At 48.1% G+C, this 25,661-nt stretch carries 20 protein-coding genes; 7 read left to right on the top strand and 13 right to left on the bottom strand.

The annotated features are described in order from the left end of the window. The first annotated feature begins 6 nt into the window (after nt 1–6). Together DYH48_RS01445 and DYH48_RS24065 are read left to right on the top strand one after the other, a co-directional pair. Entirely contained in the window at nt 7–3,114 is a 3,108-nt protein-coding gene (locus DYH48_RS01445; RefSeq protein WP_115333852.1) for a tetrathionate reductase subunit A, read from the top strand. A gap of 329 nt (nt 3,115–3,443) precedes the next feature. Further along, nucleotides 3,444–4,754 (top strand): methyl-accepting chemotaxis protein, encoded by a 1,311-nt coding sequence (locus DYH48_RS24065; protein WP_115333851.1) that lies wholly within the window; start codon nt 3,444–3,446, stop codon nt 4,752–4,754. Between the two features lie 78 nt (nt 4,755–4,832). Here the strand turns inward: DYH48_RS24065 and DYH48_RS01435 are convergent, their stop codons facing one another. The 7 genes from DYH48_RS01435 to DYH48_RS01405 all read right to left on the bottom strand — a co-directional run bounded on the left by DYH48_RS01435 (nt 4,833) and on the right by DYH48_RS01405 (nt 14,337). Beyond that, nucleotides 4,833–5,534 (bottom strand): DUF3581 domain-containing protein, encoded by a 702-nt coding sequence (locus tag DYH48_RS01435; RefSeq protein WP_006084189.1) that lies wholly within the window; start codon nt 5,532–5,534, stop codon nt 4,833–4,835. A 211-nt stretch (nt 5,535–5,745) separates the two neighbouring features. Continuing rightward, nucleotides 5,746–5,976, bottom strand: a complete 231-nt coding sequence (locus tag DYH48_RS01430) for a hypothetical protein (RefSeq protein ID WP_006080092.1) — start codon at nt 5,974–5,976, stop codon at nt 5,746–5,748. Between the two features lie 157 nt (nt 5,977–6,133). Beyond that, nucleotides 6,134–6,529 carry a DUF2391 family protein gene (locus DYH48_RS01425; protein WP_063881784.1) on the bottom strand — a complete coding sequence of 132 codons (396 nt, stop codon included), beginning with the start codon at nt 6,527–6,529 and terminating at the stop codon, nt 6,134–6,136. 90 nt (nt 6,530–6,619) lie between these two features. After that, a complete protein-coding gene (locus DYH48_RS01420) occupies nt 6,620–6,898 on the bottom strand; it encodes a peptidylprolyl isomerase (protein WP_006084190.1) in 279 nt (92 codons plus the stop codon). 152 nt (nt 6,899–7,050) lie between these two features. Next, nucleotides 7,051–9,375 carry a penicillin-binding protein 1B gene (gene mrcB / locus DYH48_RS01415; RefSeq protein WP_172481133.1) on the bottom strand — a complete coding sequence of 775 codons (2,325 nt, stop codon included), beginning with the start codon at nt 9,373–9,375 and terminating at the stop codon, nt 7,051–7,053. An 89-nt stretch (nt 9,376–9,464) separates the two neighbouring features. Next, nucleotides 9,465–12,035, bottom strand: coding sequence for an ATP-dependent helicase HrpB (gene hrpB, locus DYH48_RS01410; protein WP_172481132.1), 2,571 nt, complete (start codon nt 12,033–12,035; stop codon nt 9,465–9,467). An 82-nt stretch (nt 12,036–12,117) separates the two neighbouring features. Further along, nucleotides 12,118–14,337: a putative bifunctional diguanylate cyclase/phosphodiesterase gene (locus tag DYH48_RS01405; RefSeq protein ID WP_115333850.1), complete on the bottom strand. Its 2,220-nt coding sequence runs from the start codon at nt 14,335–14,337 to the stop codon at nt 12,118–12,120. 199 nt (nt 14,338–14,536) lie between these two features. Here DYH48_RS01405 and thpR point away from each other — a divergent pair, with 199 nt between their 5' ends. Then, on the top strand, nt 14,537–15,082 hold the full coding sequence (gene thpR, locus DYH48_RS01400; RefSeq protein ID WP_115333849.1) for an RNA 2',3'-cyclic phosphodiesterase: 546 nt from the start codon (nt 14,537–14,539) through the stop codon (nt 15,080–15,082). Nucleotides 15,083–15,190: 108 nt separating this feature from the next. Here the strand turns inward: thpR and DYH48_RS01395 are convergent, their stop codons facing one another. After that, complete coding sequence (locus tag DYH48_RS01395; protein WP_115333848.1) at nt 15,191–15,970, bottom strand: tetratricopeptide repeat protein; 780 nt, start codon at nt 15,968–15,970, stop codon at nt 15,191–15,193. 430 nt (nt 15,971–16,400) lie between these two features. On the opposite strand from DYH48_RS01395, the gene crp reads away from it, so the two are divergent. The 4 genes from crp to DYH48_RS01375 all read left to right on the top strand — a co-directional run bounded on the left by crp (nt 16,401) and on the right by DYH48_RS01375 (nt 19,446). Next, entirely contained in the window at nt 16,401–17,036 is a 636-nt protein-coding gene (crp, locus tag DYH48_RS01390) for a cAMP-activated global transcriptional regulator CRP (protein ID WP_006080082.1), read from the top strand. Nucleotides 17,037–17,118: 82 nt separating this feature from the next. Continuing rightward, complete coding sequence (locus DYH48_RS01385; RefSeq protein ID WP_006080081.1) at nt 17,119–17,466, top strand: PepSY domain-containing protein; 348 nt, start codon at nt 17,119–17,121, stop codon at nt 17,464–17,466. Then, a complete protein-coding gene (locus tag DYH48_RS01380; RefSeq protein ID WP_006080080.1) occupies nt 17,447–18,121 on the top strand; it encodes a response regulator transcription factor in 675 nt (224 codons plus the stop codon). Before DYH48_RS01385 ends, DYH48_RS01380 begins: the two co-directional genes overlap by 20 nt. Further along, complete coding sequence (locus tag DYH48_RS01375) at nt 18,118–19,446, top strand: ATP-binding protein (RefSeq protein WP_012090248.1); 1,329 nt, start codon at nt 18,118–18,120, stop codon at nt 19,444–19,446. The genes DYH48_RS01380 and DYH48_RS01375 overlap by 4 nt, the downstream gene beginning before the upstream one ends. Nucleotides 19,447–19,545: 99 nt before the next feature. Here DYH48_RS01375 and DYH48_RS01370 read toward each other — a convergent pair whose 3' ends face one another. The 5 genes from DYH48_RS01370 to DYH48_RS01350 all read right to left on the bottom strand — a co-directional run bounded on the left by DYH48_RS01370 (nt 19,546) and on the right by DYH48_RS01350 (nt 25,612). Further along, nucleotides 19,546–20,349, bottom strand: coding sequence for a DUF1338 domain-containing protein (locus DYH48_RS01370; protein ID WP_115333847.1), 804 nt, complete (start codon nt 20,347–20,349; stop codon nt 19,546–19,548). A 208-nt stretch (nt 20,350–20,557) separates the two neighbouring features. Then, nucleotides 20,558–22,018, bottom strand: a complete 1,461-nt coding sequence (gene astD / locus DYH48_RS01365) for a succinylglutamate-semialdehyde dehydrogenase (protein WP_115333846.1) — start codon at nt 22,016–22,018, stop codon at nt 20,558–20,560. 9 nt (nt 22,019–22,027) lie between these two features. Beyond that, on the bottom strand, nt 22,028–23,047 hold the full coding sequence (gene astA / locus DYH48_RS01360; protein WP_115333845.1) for an arginine N-succinyltransferase: 1,020 nt from the start codon (nt 23,045–23,047) through the stop codon (nt 22,028–22,030). A gap of 127 nt (nt 23,048–23,174) precedes the next feature. Beyond that, nucleotides 23,175–24,392 (bottom strand): aspartate aminotransferase family protein, encoded by a 1,218-nt coding sequence (locus DYH48_RS01355; RefSeq protein WP_006080073.1) that lies wholly within the window; start codon nt 24,390–24,392, stop codon nt 23,175–23,177. A 308-nt stretch (nt 24,393–24,700) separates the two neighbouring features. Next, nucleotides 24,701–25,612 carry an alpha/beta hydrolase gene (locus DYH48_RS01350; RefSeq protein ID WP_011845732.1) on the bottom strand — a complete coding sequence of 304 codons (912 nt, stop codon included), beginning with the start codon at nt 25,610–25,612 and terminating at the stop codon, nt 24,701–24,703. Nucleotides 25,613–25,661: the final 49 nt, after the last annotated feature.

Raw genomic sequence — 25,661 nt, 5'->3', positions numbered from 1 at the left:
TCCATCATGGATAAGAGTAAACGTCGTTTTATCAAAGGGGCCGCTGTCACGGGTGGTGTGGGATTATTTGCCGCGGGTTATAGCCATACGTTAGCGCAAATTGGCAAAGGTGTCGTCAATGGCACCTCGGGGAAATCGACCCAAGATCCGCTGCACGGCAATTCCTTAGCGCCTGAATACAAAGTCGATTTACAGTCAGGTCAGCTGATCAGCAATGACGATCAGCGCGTCGCCAATACTATGTGCTTAGGTTGCTGGACCAAATGCGGCGTGCGCGCTCGTATCGATCAAAAAACCGATAAGATCATCCGCATCAGCGGTAATCCTTATCATCCGTTGTCATCGCGGGAACATATCGATTTCGATACGCCAATCAAAACCGCATTTGTCGGACTAAGCGCCTTTCAAGAACAAGGTCTGCAGGGGCGTTCCACCGCCTGCGCTCGCGGTAATGCCATGTTAGAACAATTGGATAGCCCGCATCGTGTTACCCAATGTCTTAAGCGCGTGGGTAAGCGCGGCAGTGGCCAATGGCAGAGCATTAGCTTTGAGCAGTTGCTGAATGAAGTCGTCGAAGGCGGTGATTTATTTGGCGAAGGCCAAGTTGAAGGCTTAAGAGCGATTCGAGATATCGCCACGCCGCTCGATGCCAATAATCCAGAATACGGCCCTAAGGCTAATCAGTTACTGGTCTCGAACGCCTCCGATGAAGGCCGCGAAGCCATTATCAAACGTTTTACCTTCAACAGCTTTGGCACCCGCAACTTTGCCAACCATGGTGCCTATTGCGGGTTTACCTACCGCGCTGGTGCAGGCGCTTTATTGGATGATTTGAAAAAATACGCCCACTTGAAGCCCGATTGGGACCATAGCGAATTTTTACTCTTTATCGGCACCTCGCCGCAGCAATCGGGCAATCCCTTTAAACGCCAAGCAAGACAACTGGCTAACGCGCGGGTAAATAACAGCAACTTCAGTTATGTGGTGGTGTCGCCCATGCTGCCCAATACTTCGAATCAACCTTGTGCGGGTAACAATACTTGGCTGCCGATCCGCCCCGCCACCGACTCGGCCCTCGCCATGGGCATGTTGCGCTGGATTATCGATAACCAGCGCTACGCCGCCGATTTTTTAAGTGCGCCCAATGTCGATGCCGCAAAAGCATCAGGTTACCGTGGTTTTAGTAACGCAGGCTTTTTGATCGTCAGCGACCCCACCCATCCAAGATATGGCCAGTATCTTTTTGCCAGCGATCTTGGCTTACCTTTCGAGGGCAAAGCCTACGGCGAGCAAGACTCGCAGTTGGTTGTCGATGCAACGAGTGGCGAGGTAGTTTTGGCTAACCAAAGCCTGAAAGCCAAGCTCGACGTTAATCAAAGTGTCGACACACCTAAAGGCGCGATTGCGGTTAAATCTAGCTTCCAACTGTTAAGTGAAGCGGCGCACAGCTTCGAGATGGCACACTATGCCAAGGAGTGCGATATCAGCGAAGCGCAGATTATTGCCCTCGCGGATAAATTCACCAGCCATGGCACTAAGGCTGCGGTGATCTCCCACGGCGGCACAATGAGCGCCAATGGTTTCTATAGCGCGTGGGCGATCATGATGCTCAACGCTATGATAGGTAACATCAACTTAAAGGGCGGTGCATTAGCCTCCGGCGGTTCCTTCCCCGCCTTTGGTAAAGGCCCAAGGTATAATCTGCAGGAGTTTGACGGCATGGTCGAGCCTAAGGGCGTATTCCTATCGCGATCTAAATTCCCCTACGAGAAAACCTCAGAGTATCGCCGTAAAGTCGAAGCGGGCGAATCGCCTTATCCCGCTAAAGAGCCTTGGTTTCCGATTTCATCGCCCTTGCTTGGCGAACATTTAACGGCGGCGGTGCACGGTTATCCCTATCGACTCAAAGCATGGATTAACCACATGGGCAATCCAATTTATGGTCAAGCGGGTTTAGGGGAAGCTATTGGTGAGCAACTGAAAGATCCTAAGGTGCTGCCGCTGTTTATCAGCATCGACAGCTTTATCAACGAAACCTCGGTGCTGTCGGACTACATAGTGCCCGACACCTTAACGTACGAGTCTTGGGGCTGGACCTCAGCATGGCAAGGCACGCTAACCAAAGTTGCCACAGGTCGTTGGCCGATTGTCGAGCCAAGAGTCGCGAAAATGGCCAGTGGCGACGTGGTGTGCATGGAGTCTTTCTTGAGCCAAGTGGCGATGAAGTTGCAACTACCCGGCTTTGGCGAAAATGCCGTTAAGGCCGCCGATGGCAGCTTACACCCGTTAACGCGCGCAGCGGATTACTCACTTTACGGCGCCGCCAACGTGGCCTATTTAGGTAAAGCCGTCGCCGATATCAACGCCGAGGACATGTATCTTAGCGGTGTAAGCCGCATTCAAAGTGAACTCAATACCAGACTCACGCCTGATGAAGTCAAAAAAGTCAGTTACTTATTTGCTCGTGGAGGCCGTTTTGAAGAAATGCGCGGTGCACGCGATGACGTGGGGAATCCGAGTAAAGTCTGGCCTAAACCTATGATGCTGTGGAATCCCGACGTCGGCAGTCGTCGCAACAGCCTAACAGGGGAATTTATGAGTGGTTGTCCGCGCTTATATCAACCCGCCTTGGCCGATGGTACGCCGCTCGATAGGGCGTTTGATAAGTCACAGTGGCCTTTGCTGATCAGCAGCTACAAGTCCCATACCATGAGTTCTATGAGTATTGGCTCAGATCGTTTACGCCAAGTGCACCCTAATAATCCGGTGCGACTGAACGAGAAAACCGCCACTCGCCTTGGCATCAGCACGGGCGACACAGTAAAAATCAGCACGCCTAACGGCAGCGTGATTGCCTTAGTGGAATGTGTTGCCGGAGTGCACCCTGACTGCATCGCTATCGAACATGGCTATGGCCATAAAGAACTCGGCGCGCGGGACACTGTGATTGACGAGATTAAAATCGTCGCCAATCCACTGATCCGAGTCGGGATCAACATGAACGACTTAAATCTGTTCGATCCCAGTCGTCACGGCCGCTATCCGCTGGTAGACTGGGCTAGTGGCGCCTCGGCAAGACAAGGCCTACCCGCTAAGATTGAAAAACTAAGCTAACCGCCGAACATAGATAACACTTAAGAAGCTGCCATTGGCAGCTTTTTCTATGGCATTCATTCAACCTAGATTACTCGAGTAGCATGCTAAAATTCGTTATCCGCTCTGCCGCTACGTCTGGTCGGGCTAAAACCAAAGCATAGTCGAGCTAAAACCAAAGAAAAGTGATCTTCTTTTGCTCAATTTAGGTATATAGATCCCGATCACGTGTTTAATAGAAATAAACCACACATTAAAATCACAGCTATATTTATCTGTGTATCCAGCTCGTTATATCGAGCTTTCAATAAAGACCAGCGGTTTTTGAGTCAGTTAAGCTCATCAGGAGTATCTCAGTATTCAATTCTTCATTACGTAAAAGCCTAGAAGTGAGCGAAAACAAGCGCCAAGAAGCGGAGTCGGTCATCGACGCCATTAAGCAAAGTATTGCCACGGTAGAATTTACGCCTGAAGGAAAAGTGCTCGATGCGAATGCCTTGTTTTTAAAAGTAGTCGGTTATTCGCTTAATGAAGTTGTTGGTCAACACCATAAGCTGTTTTGCTCAGCGACCTATGCTAATTCTCCTGCCTACCAACAATTTTGGAGTAATTTAAAAGCCGGTCATCCACAGGAGGGACATTTCGCGCGAGTGAATAAAAATGGCCAAGAAATCTGGCTAAGGGCGACTTACTTTCCTGTAAAACAGGCGGGGAAAGTCGTGAAGATAATGAAAACGGCTTCTGAAATTACCCAATATAAGCAACAGCTTGACGATCAATCCGCCATCTTTGATGCCCTAAATCGCTCCCAAGCTATTATTGAATTTACCCCAGATGGCACTATCCTGAAGGCAAATGCCAACTTTTTAAAAACAATGGGATACAGCAAAGAACAGATCTTGGGTAAGCATCATAGAATTTTCTGTTTCGATGAATTTTATCGACAAAATCCTCACTTTTGGGACGAGCTTAAGCAAGGTCGCTATAGCAAAGGGCTATTTGAGCGCAAAAATGCCTATGGCGACTCAATTTGGCTGGAGGCGGCTTACAATCCCATTATGGATGAACATGGAAAGGTCGTTAAAGTTGTTAAGTTCGCCAGTGATATCAGCAAGCGGATCGAGCAAAGCCACGCTGTGCGTGAAGCCGCAAATATTGCGCTCACCACATCGCAACGTACCGTTGAGCAAGCGGAACAAGGCGTTAAGTTGCTTAATGCGACCGTCAATACCTCCAATGCCATTGCTGAGCAAACCCATAAAACGACTCGGGCGATTACTCAACTGAATGAGCAATCCCAAAGTATTCAAGCCATAGTCGCGACCATTAGCTCGATTGCCGATCAAACCAATTTGCTGGCATTAAATGCCGCAATTGAGGCCGCGCGTGCGGGTGAACAAGGCCGAGGTTTTGCGGTTGTCGCCGATGAAGTGAGGCAGCTCGCTTCCAGAACCAGTAAATCAACCAGTGAAATTGCCGCCGTCGTCACTAAAAATACCCAGCTCACCACAAGTGCAACGGACATGATGAACGAAGTTGAAGGTATCGCACAGGAAGGGAAACAACAGTTAGCCGAGGTCACTTTGGTGATGGGAGAAATACGCAACGGAGCAGAAAACGTCTCACAAATCGTCTCTCAACTTTCAATCAACGGTCATTAATCCCCTCGCATTTCATCACGCAAGGATTGCATGGCGTTTTATCTAAAAGACAAAAACGCCATGTGATTGTTCCGTCAATCAATAATCAGTTTTACTACCTTCATAGGTGGCGCACATTTGCTGCGCCAGCGCCTCGTCGTAAGGACGTAAGCCACTCATGACTAAGGTTTTGATACCTGTGCCGACTAAAGTATCGCCACTGTGTAATTCAAAGTGCAGTGTCACATCGCCACGTTTACCATCGATTTTTAAATCTTGGTCAACGAGTGATAAGGTCACTTGCACAAAATCGAGGGTGGTTAAATCAAACGACATGCTTTCGTAAATCACTAAAGGTCGGTCTGGGTTGATCATCACTTGATGTTGTTTCATCAAAGGGATCAGGATATCGATAAAATTATGCCCAGAGAAAGCAACATATTGACGAATAAAGGATTCTGTCTGCGCATCGCAACAACTTACATCGCCTTGACGGCTCACATTAAGATAGGTTTTTTCGCGGCCATCGCGAATTGAAAAACTCTCGCTCACTTGTTCCGGGAATTGCAGTTCGACACTCGCGCCCACCATACCCGCAAAGCTAAATTTCATGCTCTGACTCAGACCATATTGAGTCAATACTATGGCAAACAGTAAATCTCCCGGCACGCAAAAGCGTTTTGCGCCCACATTGTGTATGGGATTAAAGTCCTGCGCAATTTTCTTCGCGAAGTCGCTGGCTTGTTGTGCGGATACGGAAATGGCTTGATTTTGCTCGGAAAAATAAGGCGCTAGAAACATATAAACTCTATTTGTAATAACTCAATACAGGGATGGATAACAAAATTATCACGAGTCTACCTTAAATTAGGTATTTAACTCACCCGATGACTTGATCCCACGGAAGATGTACAAAGTAACACCATGCCCACATTTGTAAAGCCAAACAAATTACAAGGGTATTAACTTAGGTTAACAGGCTAGCGCCTTCCATTGGACAAGGAACAAATAGTTAGACTTGTTTAAATTCACGCTTCAATTGAAAACTATCGTCAGTGACCAGCTGTTCTAGCACTTCGACACGCTGACGCAGTGTAGCTAACTCGGCCCGCAAGGCTTGATTTTCGGCCTCTTGTTCACGGCTCGACACACCTTGCTTGTCGCGGATTTTCATAATCGCCACCACATATCCGCCAACAATGGCGAGTATCGGGATAAGTAAAGCGAGGGCTCCAGTATTCATAGTCATTTCCTTTATCTATTGGCGTTATCGTTATCGGCTAAAAACTCAGGCTTATTTCGACTCTAGACATCAATCAAAGTCAGAGTATGGGAATGAGTATGCGCAAAATAACCCTAATCCACCAGTGACAAAAGTCATGAGGTTTGGCTAAGGTGTATTATTCCTTATCAAAGCTATCCACAACAATGGCGCCCATAGAGGCTGGCATAGTGATGACGATGATCCGTTTGATCGAGGTCAGCGGGTCTTCAAAAAATGGCACTTTATCGAGGCACAGCAGGACGAGGAAAACCACCAGCGCGGTGAGCAAATACGCCACCACGATACGGAAAATAAACACAGGGACTCGGGCACTAATATTTTGCTGGAACACACTGTGGTAAGTAAAAACCCCTAGAAATAACAGCGATAAACTAAAGAGCATGGCAATATTGAGCACAGGCAAGGTTTCGCCGAGATGCCAGGCTTCCTCTGAAAACGCCACAGGCACCGCCAGCGCAAATGCCCCCACGCAAACTTGGCTCGCATCTTCGGTATTAAAACTAAAGGTCATGCTCATCGCTCCTTAATATTCCAATCCATTTGATTAGCCGAAAATAACGTTCGGCTAAGACGCGCTACATAAGGGCTTAATCCTGCTGTATTAAGTGCGATAAAGCACTTTAACCACATGCCAGCCAAACTTAGTTTTAACTATGTGCGGCACTAATAACTCGCCCGAAAAAGCCACTTTATCAAACTGGGGCACCATTTGGCCTTTTTTAAACTCGCCTAAATCGCCGCCTTTTTTGGCCGAAGGGCAAGAAGAAAAACGCTTGGCGAGTACCGCAAAATTAGCGCCATTATTCAGCTGCTTAACTATATCCTCAGCCTGCTCTTTGTGTTTCACTAAAATATGCACGGCGGCAGCGGTTTTAAACATGTTATTTCTCACTTTGGGTTAACGACCTAGGCTAAGGGAAGATGGCGTCACGCGTGTACTCTCGATAACGCCATTTCCATTCGCATAGGTTCTACTACTTAAGATTTTATATTCAACGCACAAATGCGTGAGTGATTGGTCGATTATCAAGCCTATTGGCCGAGTATTTTCTGCCACCATTGCAAAGGCTCGCCGCAATTATTCACCGGACGATAAGTCGCGGTTAATGCCGGAAGCGCATCAACATTGCTGCAATCCGATTCCTTCGCCACGCCGGTATCTCGGTCAAAAAAGCCCTTCACGACGCCATTCACTTGGATAGAACGCAAACTAATAGGTGGACGTTCCTTTAAGAAGGCAAGATACACGGCCATGGCGCCACTGCTGCCATACAAGCTGGTTTTGCCGTTATCATCACGCCCCACCCAAATGGCAGCGACGTTACGCTCATCAAAGCCCGCAAACCAAGAGTCGCGGCTATCGTTACTTGTGCCTGTTTTACCCGCCAGTCCAACGCCTGGGAAGGCATTGCCTAAGCGCGTCGCGGTACCCGTATTCACCACTTGCTGCATAGCGTACTGGATCAAAAAGTCAGTATCGGGTGAGATGGCTTGCTCTTTAGGTAATCGCGTCACGGGCAATGGATTTTTATCAGCATCCAACACAGCCGTCACTGTGGTTAATTTACGGTAAACCCCGCTATCGGCTAAGGTTTGGTACACCTGCGCCACCATTAATGGCGAGCCATTGACGGCGCCAAGTAACATAGAAGGATACTCGTTTAATGGCTCCTGCCAGCCCGACTTAGCCAAAGTTGTCGCGACGGCATCCACGCCCACCGCAATCCCAAGATTTACTGTCGGGACGTTCATCGACTTTTTCAGCGCCGTTAACAAAGGCACTTGGCCGCTGAACTTCTTATCGAAGTTTTGCGGTGACCATGTCTTACCTTGCTCACTCTTTAAGGTAATAGGCTGATCTTTAAGGGGAGTCGCTAAGGTAAATTGGCTATTGGGTGCCAGTGCAGTGGCGTACACAAAGGGCTTAATTAACGAGCCAATCGGACGACGAATTTCAACCGCACGGTTAAAGCCATCAAATCCAGGGGTTTTATCGCCGACCATTGCCGCGATACCGCCCGTGTATTTGTCGGTAACCACCATGCCTACCTGCAATGACTTGTTGCTCTTATCTAAGCTCTTAAGGGTTTGAGTCACCGCAATTTCGGCGGCTTCTTGGGCCATAGGATCGAGCGTGGTATAGATTTTCACCCCAGATTGCTTCAGTAACGCATCGCCATAACGCTCGTTCACTTCCTGTTTTACCAGGGCGAAGAAGGAAGGTAATTTCTGGTGTGCGGGTTTATTAAGATTACGGATCGCCAGAGGTGACTCTACCGCCGCCTTGTACTCGGCCGTGGTTAAATCGCCCGCATCCATGAGTAAACGCAATACCAGATCGCGACGCTCTTGAATGCGATCCGGATATCGCCATGGATTGTAGTAAGACGGTCCCTTAATCGCAGCCACTAAAAATGCCTGCTGGGCGATAGTCAACTCACTGATTGGACGGCCGAAATAGAAACGCGAGGCCAAACCCATACCATGAACGGCGCGGGATTTATCCTGCCCCATATACACTTCGTTAAGATAGGCTTCGAGGATTTCGTCCTTGCTGTAACGAAAATCGATAATCACTGCCATCAAGGCTTCGCGCACCTTACGCAGTAAAGAACGCTCACTGGATAGGAAAAAGTTTTTCGCTAACTGCTGGGTTAACGTTGAGCCACCTTGCACTGTGCGACCGGCGCTAATGTTTACAAACGCGGCGCGTGCAATCGCGAAGGGATTTACCCCATGGTGTTCGTAAAAGCTGCGGTCTTCCACCAGCAGTAACGCCTGCACAATCGACTTAGGCATTTCTTCGGTCGGCACAAACAGCCTGTCTTCACCGTCGCCAGTAATAATGCGATCGAGCAACACAGGCTCAAGATGGAATACGGCAAGCTGGCGTTTGTCCGACACTCGGGTGACCGAACTGACGCCATTGCTGTCGAAGCTGATCATGACTCTTTGTTCGACTTGATCGCCTTCAGGATGCAAGAACGGTCGACGCCACAATTCGATACGAGTGCTCGATGCCGAAAACTCTCCCACTTGGCGTGGATTCGCGACTTTGCGATAGCCGAGCAACTTAAGCTCAGCCATCATTTGCGGATGACTGACCGCCGCGCCGGGATACAGCGCCATAGAACGGCTGAACACCTGCGCGGGCAAGTGCCATTTTTGGCCTTCAAATTTTTGCGCAATAATTTGATCGAGATAAATGCTGTAGAACGTCACTACAGCTAATCCGGCTAAGCCTAATTTCCAAGTGATTGACCACATTCGTCGAAATAAACCGCGGCCATTATTGGCCCTACGGGAAGCGGGTGTTTTTTTTGTCGTCTTAGTCGTCATATCTACTTCATCATTCATGCATTTAAAGACATCAGCCACAGGCACAACAGTGAGCGAGGTGCGAATCAAGGCGTGTTATCACGCTATTTAAAACCAGCAACACTGCGCTATGGCTGAGCTAAACCCAAGGTTTTCTTCTTGGTAAATTTTGTCGGTAGTGTATTCACAGGATCGTCCGGCCACAGATGTTTTGGATATCTGCCGCGCATTTCCTTTTTCACTTCCACATAAGGTCCCTGCCAGAAACTGGCTAAATCCGCCGTCAAAGCCAATGGACGTTGAGCGGGAGAAAGTAATTCCATCGTCACCTTTAGCTTGCCCTGCGCCAACATAGGACTCTGCGCCATGCCAAAGGTTTCTTGCAGTCGCACCCGTAGCAGCGCACGCCCAGACTCATCGTATACGATTGGCGCAGAGGTACCGGTGACTAACGGCCAAGAGGTTGGCAATAATTCGTCCAGTCGCTGTTTCTGCTGCCAGCTCAAACAGTTTGCCACAAAACCAAAGCAATCGAGCTTAACTAATTGCGGCAGATTATTCACATTTTCGAGGTAAGGCGCCAGCCAAGTTTCTAGGCTCACTAATAACGCCCCATCATCGACCTTGGGCCAGTCGCTGCCTGCGTCGAACTCCGTCGCGAGTTTGAGCCTGTATTGAAATTGCTCTAAGTTATCGTTCCAATTGAGAATTTGTAATCCTTGCTGGCGAATATAACCCAGTAAGGCCGCGACAATTTGCTTGCGCTCAGGCTTAGCAATCGTCTCGGTTTTCACTAAAATTTGTCCGACCTTGTATTGGCGCTCGGCAATGACTCGGCCTTTGCCTTCATCCCAGCCACAGATCTCGTGGATTTCCAGCAAGTCTTTTAGCTCGCTATCGAATAAGCTCAGCTGAAACTGACTCGCCAAGTAAATCCGTCCAGCGTTTCGGCCTTCAGTTTCTTGGAAATCCGCCACCACCATCCAAGGCGTTTGCGACAAGGCATCTTCGGCTGCCAACACCACGCCAGTGCCATTGGCTAATTGATAACCCTCAACGCCGCGCGCTTTGGCGATGCGATCTGGATATGCCAGCGCCAGCAATAATCCCACATCACTGTGGTGAGCATGGGTCGCGACCTTCACTAAGTCAGCAGTTAAACCGAGCTTTTTCTGCCACTGTTTCGCCTGCTGTCCCGCTTGCCCCTGACAGGCAAAGTGCAGGTAATTCATGATATCGGCGCCCTTTTTAGGCAAACCGCGCGCCTCTACAATCCCCGACAGCAAACAGGCCAAACTGCCCAATTGCCCAGTTTGCTCATTAACATTGTTTACGCCTAAGCTTTTCACACTTAAGCTTTTCGCGCCCAATAGCATATGGGCAAGCCTGGGGTGACACCCCAGCTCATAGGCCGCTTTACCGTGGGGAGTGAGTTTATTGTCACCATCGACCATGCCTAAGCGCTGCAGTAATTGCCACGCCAGCGCCTCATTCACACTAGGTGGCGGCGTTAACAACATCAAGTCGCTGAAGGATTTTGCGCCCCAGTAAGCACAATCGTGGGCCATAGCCACCAGATCCGCTTGGCTGATCTCGGGTTCATCGGCTCTGAGCATACGGCCATGTTCTTCTTGGCTCCACAAACGCACGCACACGCCCGCAGATAAACGTCCGGCGCGGCCACTGCGCTGAGTTGCCGAAGCTTGGCTAATGCGTTTCAAACCTAAGCGGGTGACGCCGGTTTTAGGGTTAAAACTGGCCTGACGTTTATAGCCGCTGTCGATGACAAAACCTATACCTTCAATGGTTAAGCTCGATTCCGCCACGTTAGTCGCTAGCACGATTTTGCGCCTGCCATCTGTGGTTGCCGCAATCGCGCTATCTTGCTCAGCACCCGAAAGCTCACCATAAAGGGGGCAAATCAGAAAGGCATCTTGGGCTAAGCGCTCACGCAGAAACTGCTGCAGTCGTGAGATTTCGCCTTTTCCCGGTAAGAAGACGAGCACGGAGTTATTGCTAGCCGTTTTATCAACGTTGGCACTACTGGCAGAGACCAGATCGAGTACGCAGCGGCCAAGATGATCGATCCAATGCTGCTGCGTCGGCACAGGGCGATATTCAACCTCAACGGGAAAACTGCGGCCTTCACTGTGCAAGGTCACGGCCTCTGGCATCAATTCGCCCAAGGCAAGGCCAGATAAGGTGGCCGACATGGCCAATATCTTTAAATCGTCCCGTAGTGAAGCTTGCACTTCGAGCGCTAAGGCTAAGCCTAAATCGGTAGTGAGGTGGCGTTCATGGATCTCATCGAAGATGATCATTCCAATCCCAGTTAATTCGGGATCTTGCTGGATCATCCGCGTGAGTATGCCTTCGGTGACAATCTCTAAGCGGGTATTGGCGCTAACTTTAGCTTCACCGCGCACGCGATAGCCCACTTCTTGCCCCACCTTTTGCTGGCGACAATGGGCAATATAGTGCGCCACACTGCGCGCAGCGACACGCCGAGGTTCGAGCATTAAAATGCGTCCGCTGATTTCGGGCCAATCCAGCATAGCCAAAGGTAACGCGGTAGATTTACCCGCACCAGTCGGTGCCTCGAGGATCACTTGAGCGTGACGAGAAAAAGCCGCACGCAGCGGTGCTAATAAGCTATGAATAGGTAGAGAGTTCAAGAAAAAGACATCAGCGGCCAACACAGGCCGTCAGTGTACTAACAATCGACGGTGAGTACCATTTCACTGCAACATAATCCGGCTCGGTAGATAAGTGTACCAAACACTAGAGTTGTGGATAGGCCGCAAAGGTCTCACGTTTTTCGAGCCAAGGCTGACTAAGTCCAGACTGTAATTCAGCTAACTGTATCGGTTTATTGATGGCGTAACCTTGGGCATAGTCGACGCCAAGGATTTGCAGTTTCCGGCCAATATCTTGGGATTCGACAAATTCAGCAACCACATCAAAGCCCATATCTTGGCCGAGTTGGCAAATCGATTTAACGATCGCCTGATCCGCACTGTCTTCGCAGATGTTCACCACAAACTGGCCATCCACCTTCACAAAGTCCACATTAAGGCGCTTAAGGTAGGCGAAGCTAGAAAAGCCAGCCCCAAAGTCATCAAGGGCTAACTTACAATTAAGCGGGCGCAGTATATCGAGTAACTTTGTCGCTTGATCGAGCTGACTCACGGCCGCGGTTTCAGTGATCTCGATGCAAAGCTTGTCCACCAGCTCAGGTTCGGCCATCAAACGCATTTCTAGCCAGTTCATAAACTCAAAGTCGCCCAAAGAGGTCGCCGACAAATTCACCGACACGAGATCCAATTGCTGCCAGATATCTAAATGGCAACCGCCCCACTTGAGCAAGTTATCGATCACCCACAAATCGACCTTAGAAGCTAAGTTATATCGCTCGGCGGCGGGCAAGAAGATGGCTGGTGACACAATCGTGCCGTTGGCCTGCACCATGCGCAGTAAGATCTCTAAATGCAGACCAGACTCCTCGCGGTTTAATGGCACTATGCTTTGAAAATAAAGCTCAAATTGGTTTAACGCCAGTGCGCCGACTATGTCCACCGACGCCATCATCTCAGTATAAAGACGGTTCATTTTAGGATCGCTCGCACTGTATAAATGCCAGCCATTGCGGCCTTGATCCTTCGCCAAGCGACAAGCAGCATCGGCCTGACTCATCACGGTATAAATGTCGGCGGCTTTTTTATCGAGTTTAGCAATCCCCATGCTGACACTGACATTGTGGCTGCGACCTTCCCAAATAAATTCATGGTTAGCCAATTGGGTACAGATACGTTTAGCTATTTGTTTTGCCGAGTCCACATTGCAGTAATGCATCAAGATACCAAACTCATCGCCACCTAAACGGGCGACGATATCGCCCTTACGCACGAGCTGTTTTAAGCGTAATGCCACTTGGCAAAGCAGCTTATCGCCCGCCTGATGGCCACTGATATTGTTGATGACTTGGAATTGGTCTAAATCGAGAAACGCCACGCAAATGGGCATATCGTCGTGGGCGTGCAGCAGGTTTTCTAATAGGGCTTCGAAATGCAACCGATTGGGCAATCCTGTGAGCGCATCATAATTGGCATGGAACGACAGCTCATCGGCTAGGCGATACTTCTCGCTGACATCTTCGGCAATCATGACTAAGGTATCTTTATCGCCACTGATCTGGCTAAAACTGAGTTTCAACCAAGCCAATTGATGGATAGATTTCAACGGTAATTCACACCAAGCCTGACCAAGTACGCCTTCACGTACCACATGCAAGGTATCGGTTAACATGGCATGTTCTTCCTCACGCACCATGTCGAATAAATCATAACCATGTTGGATTGGCAGCGTTTGCAGGGCGACTTTATTGAGCATAGTCAATTGATTATATTTATCTAATAAGGCGCAGGCTAAGGGTAACTGATTGAAGACTTCACAGTATTTATGCTCACTGGCGAGCATGCTCAGGGCGATACGCGTCAGTTCCATCGCCGAGCCAATCATCACAGCGGCGTGGTTAAACTCACTTATAAACTCTTCGCTCCATTCGCAACACTCAGAGCAATTCACCGCGCCCAGCGCAATACGCGTTTCGCCAAATACCACAGGTGGCAATACCAATAGACTCTTCACGTCCCAGTCCCTTAATAGGGCTCGCTCGGCCTGCGCATCGGCAGGCAAGGTATTCACATCGGACAGATTTAATAGTCGCGGGGTGCGGACAAGGGAGCGAAAGAATGGCATGCGTGCCAAGGGCCAGACTCGGGTTTGTTGGCCTTTGGCAAATTGGGGTTTTAGATACAAATTACGCGTGCGTAAACGATCCAGAGACTGGCTGCCGGTCAATACAAATACCCCGTCACAATGCAGCTGCAATGTGATGGTCTCAAGTGCTCGGTCAACATTTTGCTCTAAGGTTTCTAGCGGAGACTCACTAAAAATACTTACCAAGGCCTGTTGGAGTGGATTTGCTAAACCTACTAACATGAAAAGTGACTTCCTTACCTAAAAATCCATTTAAGGTATTATCGACGTATATTGAGTATAGGCTCACAGTAAATTAAACGTCTGCTTGAGTCGCAAATTAGCCGATAAATTCAACAACTAGATTAACGCTCAAAGACGCTAAACGTCAAAGTGTTCCCAGAGATAATCCGTGTTGAACGCCACAAAGGACGATAATCAGATGCAACAAAGGCTGTTTCTCGGCTTCGCGCCTACCGCAGCACAAATGACAAGGCTGAGTGATGTACAACAGCAGCTAATTTGTCACCTCAATCCTGAGGCGAAAGCGGTTAGCGTCAGTAATATGCATTTAACGCTCTACTTTTTAGGGCAAGTTGACGACGAGCAACGCATCGCCCTCCTTGATGCGATTGACTGCTTAGCTAAGCCTAGATTCAGCGTTCAACTTAACCAGCTCGACTTATGGCCCAATGCCCAAGTTTGTTGCTTGAAAGGCGATGACGTTGAGCCGCCATTAGCGCAATTAGCTAAGCAGACGCAAGCAATCGCAGGCCGCCTGCAATTGCATAGCAGTGAACACCACTTTTGCCCGCACATCAGTTTATTTAGGAAGGCTAAAGAATGGACGCTAAATGAGTCGGCGTTATTGCAACTCAAGGACATGAATACGCTAACGTTAACGCCCGAATGTTTGCATTTATATCATTCAAAAAGCACAAGCACGGGTGTGGAATATCACATCCTACATTCTTGGACGCTCGATTAGCGTGGATCAAAAACAAAAAAGCCCGAGTATTAACTCAGGCTTTATTTTCAACTTCAATCAATACGCGGATTAATTAATAGAACTTAATTAAAGAGCATAACCAATGCTTTATTCGAGTAAACGTAAGGTTTCGCGATACGCACGCTTTTGCTCGTAGGTTTGTAAACGCTGCATAAATTCATCTGTCTTAGTCATTTCGGCGCTCATCTTTAACGCTTCAATTGCTTTTTTCTGCGTCGAAATTGCCGCACCAAAATCGCCGACTTCGGCATAAGCCGCCGCCAGATTATCTAAATTTGTCGGGTCGTTTTCATTCACTTTGAGCAACTTTAAGGATAACTCGACCGCTTTATTACCATCGCGATACTCAGCTTCGGGGCAAGTCGCTAAAATCCACGCCACATTACCTAATGCAACATCATCACCCACTTGGGAAAATTGCTCGACCGCTTTACCACAGTTGCGCTGCACCCCATCGCCGCCAGAGGCATAAATAAAGCCCAAACGGAATTGTGCCCAACGACTACCCTGCTCACTCAAGGCTCGATACCAATGCTCGGCCACGGATAAGTCACGCTTGATCAATTGGCCTTCAAAAGACAGGTCGGCTAAGGTTTGCTGGGCTTTTTCATGTTGCTGCTCGGCGGCAAGTGAAATCCAGTGCAAACCAGAGGGCACTTCTTGCGCCACAAAACGGCCAGAAAGATACATTAATCCCAGCAAAAATTGGGCATCGGCGTCGCCTTGCTCTGCCGTCACCTGTATGTGCACAAACTTACTGGCTGCGAGCTCGGCAGCAGGCTGCGGGATAGAAAATGCGTGCGCCGCAGAGCTCAGCCCAATGGTTAAGCTTAAACCTGCACCTAAAACCCATAATCTGTATTTCACTTGCTTACCTCTCTTGAAAGCGACTGCCCACAAAGTTAGCCAGAATTAACCCCATAAGTCGAGCCTAAATACACACAAACCTCAGGATAATGGGGGAAGTTGAAGCAAATAAGCGCCGAATTTAAAAAGTGAAACATCTTATACTGTAATTTAGGGGCCTGTTTTATCCATAATCTATAATAAAACGGCTTAATTAGACTGGTAAGATGTGATTAACTCGACAGAGTTAAGTGAATCCAGCGAGTTTCACGCCGATTTAGTTGACTTAAATCACTAAAGTAGCAAAATAAGCTCTAATTTTAGATGGTTAATTGCATTTATTCACTTATCCTAAAGTAAGACTTCCATCAAGTTTTTGTTAGTTTAATTGACGTAAAATGCTTATTTAGAATACTCTTACTTTCGTTTTAATCAATCGAGGAACACCAACATGGCTCTGATTGGTAAGCCAAAACCTGATCCAACTTTGGAATGGTTTTTATCACACTGTCACATTCATAAGTACCCTGCAAAGAGCACTCTTATTCATGCTGGTGAAGATTCAGATACTCTTTATTACATAGTAAAAGGTTCTGTAGCGGTATTGATTAAAGATGAAGAAGGTAAGGAGATGATCCTTTCTTATCTGAATCAAGGTGACTTTATCGGTGAACTAGGTTTGTTTGAAGAACAAGCCGAACGTACTGCATGGGTTCGTGCTAAGCAAGCTTGTGAAATCGCTGAGATTTCATATAAGAAATTCAGACAGTTAATTCAAGTTAACCCTGAAATTCTGATGAAGCTGTCTGCGCAAATGGCCTATCGCCTACAAAGCACCAGCCAGAAAGTGGGTAACCTCGCATTCTTAGACGTGGCTGGCCGCATTGCCCAAACGCTGTTACATCTGGCGAAACAGCCTGATGCTATGACGCATCCTGATGGCATGCAGATTAAGATCACTCGTCAAGAGATAGGCCAAATCGTTGGCTGTTCACGGGAAACTGTGGGTCGTATCTTGAAGATGTTAGAAGAACAGAATTTGATCCAAGCTCATGGTAAGACCATCGTGGTATACGGTACCCGTTAAGTTAGTCTTCAGCTTGATTTAAGCCTGCCTTATTAAAGTGGCCTAGAATAAATTCTAGGCCATTTTTTATTGGAGAGCTCAAATGAAACGGCTGTTTTTAATCTGTTTTTTCAGCCTGTTCACGCTGGCGCATCCAATGCAATTGAATGCCGAACCTATTGAATTAGAACACTATCAAGCCAAGGCACTCGTCAACTCTGGGCAAATACTGTCCTTAAACGGTACACTCGCCGTAGTTAATCAGTTTTGCCAAGGTGAACTAATTGATGCTCATCTCTATCAAGAAGATCATAAATGGCGCTATGATTTGCAAATCAAAGTTCAGCGTGGCCAAATCGTCAATCTCAGTATTGATGCAACCAATGGCCAAGCCGATCACTCAATAGCATTACCGAGCGAATGTCGAAAACATGAAACTGTTACTCGTTGAAGATAACCCAATGCTAGTCACCGAGCTGGAGAAACAACTCAAACTCGCTGGCTATGTGACCGATATTACAGACAAAGCGCTTGAAGCCGATTATCTGATCAAAGAAACCCAATATGATTGCGTAATCTTAGATATCGGCTTACCCGACGGCAACGGCCTCGAACTGCTCGAAGGCTGGCGTAATCAAGGGATCAGCACTCCAGTCATCATGCTGACCGCACGCAGCCAATGGCATGAAAAAGTCGAAGGCTTTAATGCTGGCGCCGACGATTACTTAGGTAAACCTTTCCACGCACAGGAATTATTGGCGCGTATTCAAGCTCTTATCCACCGTGCCCATGGTCGCTTGAACACTTCTAGCAAGCAATTGAGCTATGGCGGCGTGATATTAGACGAAGCCGAGCAAACGGTGAAAGTGGCAGACCAATTATTTGAATTGACGGCGATGGAATTCAGACTGCTAAAAATCTTCCTGATGTCGCCTAAGAAGCTGTTATCTAAGACACAGCTCACCGATAAGCTGTATCAGTTTGACGATGAAAAAGAGAGTAATGTGGTCGAGGTTTATGTGACCCACTTACGTAAAAAATTAGGCAAAACCGCTATCGAAACCCGTCGCGGCCAAGGTTATATCTTCCACGGCATTATTGAATGATCTCGATCCGCACTAAGCTCAGTTTATGGTTAACGGGCTTACTGGTAATAGGCACAGTCATTGGGCTCATCTTGTTTGAGTCCATGCTGCGTCAGGCGTTTCATGATTCTATTATCAATCGCTTAGAAGAAGATCTCGAACATATTATGCTGGCAACCCATATTCACGATGGGGACATCAGCATAGATCAAAGCCAGCTTTCCAGTTTCTACAAGCCCGCCTATTCAGGCCGCTATTTCCAACTTAACCTGCCCAATGAAGTCATTCGCTCGCGCTCCCTGTGGGATATGCAGTTAGATATCGAGCCACTCGCGCCTAATAAAACCCGTGTCTGGCAAGCTAAAGGGCCAAAAAATAACGATATGCAGCTGTTATCACTGGGATTAAATTCCAGTAGCGCCAATGTCAGTGCCACCTTAACCGTTGCCCAAGATTTGAGTATCGGCAGACGCGTGTTTAGCGAAGTCTATGGCACTAAGCTTGGGATCAATCTGGCGATGTTGGTTGCTATGATCGCGGGGATCTTCCTCATCCTGCGCCAATCCTTTAAGCCAGTTAAACATATTCAGCACGCGCTTTCGCGACTAAGAGAAGGCGAGATTAACGCGCTGGAGCTAAATAATATCCCCCCCGAAGTGCAGCCACTCGCTAAGACTTACAACGAGTTACTCGAGTACACCGCCAAGCAAATTGAGCGTAGCCGCAATAACTTAGGTAACTTAAGCCATGGGCTTAAAACCCCGCTGGCCGTGATGCAGCAACAGGTCGAAGCCCTTGGTCTTAAAGATCCCGAAACCGCCATTGCCTTGCAGCAACAGCTGGATTCTATCCACAAGATGGTCGAGCGCAAACTGGCGGCGGCAAGGATCACAGGCGATATGCTTCCTGCGGCGCAATTGGTTATCCCAAGGGATTTACACAGCCTAGCCAACACCTTAAACAAGGTTCACCGCAATAAAACCATCGAATGTGATTTCGAACTCGACCCTAATATTCTCAGGCTGCCGATCCACAGGGAAGATGGCATGGAGCTCCTAGGCAATCTGCTGGACAACGCCTTTAAATGGGCCCAGAGCCGAGTCAGTATTCAGCTATCACGCCAACAGGAACGTCTCTGCCTTTGTATCGATGATAATGGTCCTGGGGTTGCCGATGATGAACTCGATAAACTCACCCAAAGAGGCACTCGATTAGATGAGTCTGTCATGGGTCACGGCTTAGGCTTGTCGATAGTGAAGGAAATTGCCGAACAGTATGAGATTGGGCTTAAGTTTAGCCACAGCACTCGCTTAGGTGGACTGAGGATCGAACTGACCTTCAGTTAGTCTCGCTTAACATGCTCAGCGTTAAATGCTCTCTTTAAAATACTCATAAAAAAACGCCATCAAATTGATGGCGTTTTTTATGCTTAATGTCTGATGACGTTAGGCTTTATTCACGTTCGTACTTTCAAAAATCTTGTCGGCAGACGCAGCCACAAAACCAGTATACAGCTCACCATTGGCCATAGGATAACGCAGCGCAAACTCATAGAAACAACTTGGAATTTCCACTGTCGCATCGGTGAATTCAAGGCCAATCTTATCGGCCATAGTCGACGATTGCTCTAATAACACTTCTGGCGAACCTTTGATCTCGCCACCTGAACCATTGAGCACAAAACCCGCTTGCTTCAGTGCATCATTCACTGACTCTAAGGTTTCAAAACCGTCGAGGTGATTGATAGACACAGTGAAATGGTTAGCGCGATAACCAAAAGCCGCTACCCAAGCCGCATATTCGCTCTCAGTTAATAAATCCTGATAGGTTTTAGAATCTAAAGACCAATGGCGACCTGAGTAAATAAAGTTGTCCGCCGTTGTCGCCGCTACATCCACTTGGGCGATTAAGCCTTGAATGGTCTCTTGTAGCGCTGGGCTAAATTCTTCAACTAATAGCTCAGAGATAAACACTTTAGGCTGAGTCGAGTCAGGGTGTTCAAAATGCTTAGCGATCAGCTTTTTCTGTTCAAACTTATAATCACCGCAAGCAACATAACCTAACGAAGTGAAATGCTTAGCAAGCACGTCCAAATTCACCTTAGCGATGTTGAAAGTACGCAGGGCAATATGATCGTTGATGATTGGCTTACCATGGCCCAGCAGCGCGTGCACTTTTGCCGCCGAAGGGGTCATTTGAATATAGTCTTGCCACAGGGCGGCAAATAACGCGTTGATGTCGGTATGCATAAAAACTCCTTTTATTGTGCTGCGGTTATTGCTGTTATTTTGCCGCGAACACTAAATGTAACGACCTAAATGCCACTGTTGCAGCGTCACACATACCCACAGTAGAAGCTCAAGTTACGTTACTGTTTGTTATTAAAAAGGAAGAACATTCGTCCTTCCTCCTCTTTACCACGTAATCTTTACCAGATAAAAGTAAATCTCTACCCGCTTACAAGCTCAAACCTGGGCTTAATGTCGCAGGTAAGCTCACTGCATCGGCCTCGACCGAAGCGACGGGATAAGCACAGTAATCGGCGGCATAGAAAGCGCTCGCCCTATGGTTACCCGATGCACCTACGCCACCAAAAGGTGCCGCGCCCGATGCGCCAGTGATTTGTTTGTTCCAGTTAACAATCCCTGCACGAATGCGCGCAAGGAAATAGTCATAATCTTCACGGCTATCGGCCAGTAAACCCGCAGACAAACCATAACGCGTTTGGTTAGCCAGTTTAATCGCTTGATCGAAATTGCTATAACGCACTAGCTGTAGCAGAGGTCCGAAGTATTCTTCATCTGGCAAGACATCGATAGCCGTCACATCGATAAGGCCTGGAGAGACTAAACCCGTACCCGCTTCTAAATGGGTTAACTCGACTAACGATACGCCGCCCAAGCTCAGCAGATTCGCCTGCGCCGCAACCATACCTTTGGCGGCAGTTTCAGAAATCATTGAGCCCATAAAAGGTTGTGGCTGCGCGTTCCAAGGACCGACTTTAATCTGCTTGACCGCATCAGCTAACATGGCAATCAAGGCATCACCCTGCTCGCCTTGCTCTACATATAGACGGCGCGCACAAGTACAACGTTGGCCAGAGGAGATATAAGCCGACTGCAAAATATCGTGCACGGCAGCTTTGATATCCTGCACACCTTTAATGATCAGTGGGTTATTGCCACCCATCTCAAGCGCTAGAATCTTGCCCGGATGACCGGCATATTGTTGATGTAAAAAATGACCTGTGCGTGAGCTGCCAGTAAAGAACAGACCATCGAGCTGCGGGTGAGAAGCCAATGCTTTACCCGTATCCACTTCACCTTGAACTAAGTTGAGCACGCCAGCAGGCAGACTCGCTTTATCCCATAGGCTAACCATCAGCTCGGCAACTTTAGGCGTCAATTCAGAAGGTTTGAAAATCACCGTATTCCCAGCCAGCAGCGCCGGGACTATGTGACCGTTCGGCAAATGACCAGGGAAGTTGTAAGGACCGAACACCGCCACAACACCGTGGGGTTTGTGACGGATAACCGCGCGTCCCGCTGGTGTATCGTTAGCTTCAGTGCCCGTACGTTTATTGTAAGCCGCGGCTGATAGTGCAATTTTGCCTATCATGGCGCCGACTTCGGTCGCCGTTTCCCACTGAGGTTTACCCGTTTCTTGGGCAATCGTTTCAGCCAGTTCCGCTTTGTTGGCTTCAAGTTGACTGCGATACGCTTCGACTATGGCTAAGCGTGCATCGAAACCTAACATAAACCAATCAAACTGTGCGGCGCGCGCGGCATCAACGGCGGCGTTAACTTGTTCTGCTGTAGCCGTTTTACCTGTCCAAATAGTTTGAGCATTGGCAGGGTTAATTGAGGCCACGTCATGACCTTTGCCAGCATGCCACTGACCTTGAATATAATGTGTCATTTGTTATTCCTACATTGCCAAAATACGGATTTGATCGCCTTTTGCGAGCAATAAACCCGCTGCCAGCTCAGGGCTGATAATGATGTTTTCGGATTTGTCGTCCACAGCCAGTGCGGCAGACGTCGCTCGATAATTGGCTAATTGAGTATTTGAGATAATAAATTGAGTGTCGGCTTCAACCATGTCACCAATATCGACGGTTAATAAACGGCTTTCACGCACGCCGCGAATATCCGATAAACGACACTCAACCGTTGGACCACCATCAAAAATATCCACATAACCGCGGCATCTAAAACCTTCGGCCTGCAGCAGACTTAATGCGGGACGGGTATTGGTATGCACTTCGCCAATCACTTTCTGCGCTTCTTCCGGCAATAGACAAACGTATACCGGATTTCGTGGCATCATTTCGGCCATAAATGCCTTTTTACCTAAACCAGAAAGATAATCCGCCTGAATAAAATCAATGCCTAAAAAGTGTTTTTGCAGCCAGCCATAGAAAGGTGAATGACCATCGGCATCGCTCACACCGCGCATTTCGGCAATCACAGTTTCGCCAAAACGCTTTGCATGTTGCGCCAAAAACAGAAAGCGACTGCGGGATAACATGCGGCCATTGTTGCCCTTGCGATACGCTTCACGCAAAAACAGGGTGCACATCTCGGCGGCGCCAGTGTAATCATGGCAAAGGGTGAGGGTTTCGACCTCGTTACGCACGTCAATTTGTTCGGAATGATAGACTTCGGTACCGAGTCGATAATGGTAGAAAGCATCTTCCATTCCCACGGCCGCTTCGATAGCGCACGTCCCCACCACTTCTCGGGTGTCGGTATCTTCCAGCACCATCAGATAACCTTCATCGAAGGGCGCATCGACGGTTTTGACGAATGAGGCTTCTGCTCGCGCAATTTTATGTCTGAGCAAATCGGCATTCACGGGTAATGACGTAAAACCATGACCAGACTCTTCGGCAATTTGATATAAGGCTTCAAAATCGCCAGCCTGAATAGGACGTATGATTAACATCTTAGTGTCTCCTCACTTTGGCTTGCCGTGCATCAAGGCGCCTCTCTTCAAAAAGACAGGTAATGATGCACGTAAGTATTCCCTGACAAAAAAGGAGTGCGAATAAATTCAGCACTCCTTTGGTCATTTAGGCGGCAGCTATGCTCGCCACAGCACGTTCAAAACGAGCTAGACCTTCAGCAATATCTGCCTCAGGGATCACCAGAGAAGGAGCAAAACGTACCACGTTAGCACCCGCCATCAGGCTCATTAAGCCTTCAGCGACAGAGGCCACCAAGAAGTCGCGTGAACGGCCTTGGTATTGTTCATTAAGAACTGCCCCTAACAGCAAACCTTTACCGCGTACTTCTGAAAATACATGATATTTTTCATTAATTTTGTTCAAACCATCGCGCAATAACTGCTCGCGATGTTTAACGCCGTCTAACACTTCAGGGGTGTTCACTACGTCTAACACAGCATTACCGATAGCGCAGGCTAATGGGTTACCGCCATAGGTAGAACCGTGAGTGCCCACTTTTAAATGTTCAGCAATCTCAGCCGTTGTCAGCATAGCTGCGATAGGGAAACCACCGCCGAGTGCTTTAGCTGTGGTTAAAATGTCAGGCACGATTTCGGTACCCATGTAAGCGTACAGTTCGCCAGTACGACCCACACCCGTTTGCACTTCATCAAAAATCACTAGCGCATTGTGCTTGTTAGCCAATTCACGCACAGCTTTTAGGAATGCAGGATCGGCATCAATAATACCGCCCTCGCCTTGCAGTGGCTCAAGCATGATGGCACAGGTTCTGTCCGTTACTGCAGCTTCTAATGCAGCAACATCGTTAAATGGCAGGTGAGTAATGCTCTGTGGCTTAGGACCAAAACCATCGGAATAGGCAGCTTGCCCACCAACGCTCACGGTAAAGAAGGTACGGCCGTGGAAGGCTTTATCAAACGCTATGATTTCGTCTTTCTCAACGCCGTGTTTTTCTAAGGCGTAACGACGGGCAAGTTTCAATGCGGCTTCGTTGGCTTCGGCGCCAGAGTTGGCAAAATACACTTTGTCGGCAAACGTGCTGTTAACTAATTTAGTCGCTAATTCTAAGGCAGGCTCGTTCGTCATTACGTTTGACAGATGCCATAATTTTTCGCCTTGTGTTTTAAGGGCATTCACAAGAGCAGGATGACAGTGACCTAAGCAATTTACCGCAATACCGCCAGCAAAATCGATAAACTCATTACCCTCTTGGTCCCAGACTCGGCTTCCTTCGCCACGAACAGGGATCACAGCAGCAGGCGCATAATTAGGCACCATCACTGCGTCAAACTGGGCACGGTCTAACTTCATATCAACGCTCATTCTTCTTCGTCCTTTCTGTTTGTTTAACGGCGCCTTGCACCGTCAGAGTCCCATAGGTATCTTTATCTAGAGTTAGTGATACTGGGATTGCTTGTGTCTATTAATAACCATTATTAGCGAAAATGTGATCAAAATACCAGTTTTTCACAAACATCAATCCTCGCACTTCCACCCAAAGTGCATAAAGATTGCGGTTTAAGAACTATACAAGCGGTTATGCCCGTGGCTTTCAGCATAATTAGTCATAAAAAAAGTTATTTACCCCTCATTTTGCTAGCTATTCACTGAATGTGAATAACTACACCATTTTAACGAATCAAGTGTGAAAGCACAAAATGGCTAATTTTCGACCTCACTTCAAGGGCTTCGGGCAATAAATTGAACAAGGGAAACACATGGGGCATGTTAGGGTAAAAACAGCCCGTTATCTCGCCACCGCTAGCTTTGACTTGAGCGACTAAGCGCTCAGAATCCTGCAATAACAGCTCCCGCGTACCCGCAATCACTAAGATGGGCGGCAGATCTGCCAAGTCCCCCTGCAAGGGTGAAACTTTTGCTGACATGGGGTCGGCACCCGCAAGATAAGCGCCACGTAAACGCAGCAAAGCTTCGATGGTGAAGAAGGGATCGTCAGCCGCGAGTATCAACTCAGTATCCCCCGTTAGTGCTAAATCCAACGCGGGCGATAACAAGATACAAGCCGTCGGCAAAGGCAGGGCTAAACGCTTTAATTCCAGCAACAAACTCAGGGCTAAATTGCCGCCAGCAGAGTCGCCCATGAGAATCACATTCTCAGCGCCCTTAAGCGCGATTAATCGCTTATAGGCTTCAAGCACATCATCAAATGGCGCAGGAAAAGGATGCTCAGGTGCGAGACGATAATCAGGAATATAGGCATCCAATTTACAACGCTGGCTGATATCCGCGATCAATCTTGCGTGGGCATGGGGCGTTTTAAAACAAAAACCTCCGCCTCGGATATAAAACAGATTGCCAAGGCGAGTTTGTTGATTGAGAAGCACATAGTGCAGCAAGCTAGAGTGTTGCAAAGGGATGGTGGCACTAACTAACTTATCCGGCCAAGGAAGCCAACGTTTATCGAGATCAAGCAACTTTTTACGCACTTGCGCTAGAGGGACTTTGGCCTTGCCGCGACTGATGGATGGCCTAGCGACATAAGATAAAATAGTATTCAGTACAGATGCTTGCCAGCTTGGCATATCCCTTCCTCTACTTAAACGCCGCCATCCCGACGCTCAAGTCGCAGGT

This window comes from Shewanella baltica (assembly GCF_900456975.1).
GTDB classification, from domain to species: domain Bacteria; phylum Pseudomonadota; class Gammaproteobacteria; order Enterobacterales; family Shewanellaceae; genus Shewanella; species Shewanella baltica.
This window is presented reverse-complemented; position numbering and strand designations above follow the sequence as displayed.